This window comes from Streptococcus sp. HMSC071D03, from assembly GCF_001812125.1.
Lineage (GTDB): Bacteria > Bacillota > Bacilli > Lactobacillales > Streptococcaceae > Streptococcus > Streptococcus pseudopneumoniae_N.
Genome location: NZ_KV807765.1, coordinates 1 through 2,208, shown reverse-complemented (window position 1 = coordinate 2,208; position 2,208 = coordinate 1). Strand labels below are relative to the sequence as shown.

1 protein-coding gene is annotated in these 2,208 nt (G+C 42.6%); it reads right to left on the bottom strand.

The genetic code is table 11. The features are described 5' to 3' along the window. Positions 1-54: 54 nt before the first annotated feature. Positions 55-2,052 carry a methionine--tRNA ligase gene (gene metG / locus HMPREF2837_RS06510; protein WP_049548827.1) on the bottom strand — a complete coding sequence of 666 codons (1,998 nt, stop codon included), beginning with the start codon at positions 2,050-2,052 and terminating at the stop codon, positions 55-57. Positions 2,053-2,208: the final 156 nt, after the last annotated feature.

Sequence of the window (2,208 nt, the reverse complement as noted above, 5' to 3'; positions counted from 1 at the left end):
TCATCAACCCACTACAGTTGACAAAGAGCCGTTTAAACTGGTTCTTTTTAAATCTTAGCCAATCACACTTCCGTTTGGTACAGCTGGATCAACTGTGAGAAGGGTTAATTTGCCATCATGTTCAGCTGAGAGAATCATCCCTTGGCTGACATATTTTTTCATCATTTTACGTGGTTTGAGGTTGGCAACGATTTGGACTTTCTTGCCGACCAATTCTTGTTCGTTTGGATAGTATTTTGCAATACCAGAAAGGATTTGACGATCTTCACCATCTCCAGCATCTAAGCGGAATTGAAGCAACTTGTCAGAACCTTCTACTTTAGACACTTCTTTTACTTCAGCGACACGGATTTCAACCTTATCGAAGTCTTCAAACTTGATTTCTTCCTTGTTGAGTTTGAGTTCAACTTCGTCTGGGTTCCACTCTTTTTCGACGGCAGACTTGTTGCCTTCCATTTGTTCCTTGATATAGCCGATTTCTTCTTCCATATCGAGACGTGGGAAGATTGGTGTTCCTTTAGCAACTACTGTTACACCTGCAGGGAAATCAGCCAGGCTCAAGTTTTCAAGGCTAGAAACTTCTGCTAGACCAAGTTGTGTCAAGACTGCACGACTGGTCTCCATCATAAATGGCTCAATCAAGTGAGCTACGACACGAAGGCTAGCTGCCAAGTGGCTCATCACACTTGCCAATTGCTCACGAAGAGCTTCATCCTTAGCCAGTACCCATGGAGCTGTCTCATCGATGTATTTATTAGTACGAGAGATAAGAGTCCAAACTGCTTCAAGTGCACGTGGATAGTCAACTGCTTCCATGTAGGTATGGTAGTCAGCGATTGATTGTTCTGCAACATCAGCAAGAGCAGTGTCAAAGTCTGTTACACCTTCTACATAGGCAGGGATTTGACCATCAAAGTACTTGTTAATCATTGAAACCGTACGGTTGAGGAGGTTTCCAAGGTCATTTGCTAATTCATAGTTGATACGACCTACATAGTCTTCTGGAGTAAAGGTTCCGTCTGAACCAACAGGAAGGCTACGCATGAGGTAGTAACGAAGTGGATCGAGACCATAGCGTTCTACTAACATTTCAGGATAAACGACATTCCCTTTAGACTTGGACATCTTGCCATCTTTCATGACAAACCAACCGTGGGCAATCAAACGTTCTGGCAACTTGATATCGAGCATCATGAGCAAGATTGGCCAATAGATGGAGTGGAAACGAAGGATGTCTTTTCCGACCATGTGGAAGACTGTTCCGTTCCAGAACTTGTCAAAGTTACCATGCTCATCTTGTTCATAACCAAGAGCCGTCACGTAGTTGAGAAGGGCATCCATCCAAACGTAAACCACGTGTTTTGGATTTGATGGGACTTGTACACCCCAGGTAAAGGTTGTACGAGAAACCGCCAAGTCTTCCAAACCTGGCTCAATGAAGTTACGTAGCATTTCATTGAGACGGCCATCAGGAGTGATGAAGTCAGGATGTGATTTGAAAAATTCGACCAAGCGGTCTTGGTATTTGCTGAGGCGAAGGAAATAAGACTCTTCTGAAACCCATTCAACCTCGTGGCCTGATGGAGCGATACCGCCCGTTACATTTCCAGCTTCATCACGGAAAACTTCTGCAAGCTGGCTTTCTGTAAAGAATTCCTCATCTGAGACTGAATACCAGCCAGAGTATTCACCTAGGTAGATGTCATCTTGAGCAAGCAAGCGTTCAAAAACTTGAGCCACTACTTTTTCATGGTAGTCATCAGTTGTACGGATAAATTTATCATATGAGATATCAAGTAATTGCCAGAGTGCTTTGACACCAACTGCCATGCCATCAACATAGGCTTGAGGTGTGATCCCAGCTTCTTCTGCTTTTTGTTGAATCTTTTGACCATGCTCATCAAGACCTGTCAGATAAAAGACATCATAGCCCATAAGGCGTTTGTAGCGAGCTAGGACATCACAGGCGATAGTTGTGTAGGCAGAACCGATATGAAGTTTACCAGATGGATAGTAAATCGGTGTTGTAATATAAAAATTCTTTTCAGACATAATATTTCCTTTCCAGGCAAATGAAACCTGTTTTTCTAACACTTCATTATATCATATTTTGATGATTTTCGATAAGGAAATCCATACAAAAACAAGACAGACTGATGTCCATCTTGTTTTTCCGGCTCTATAATTTCTGTAGTGGGTAAATCCCCT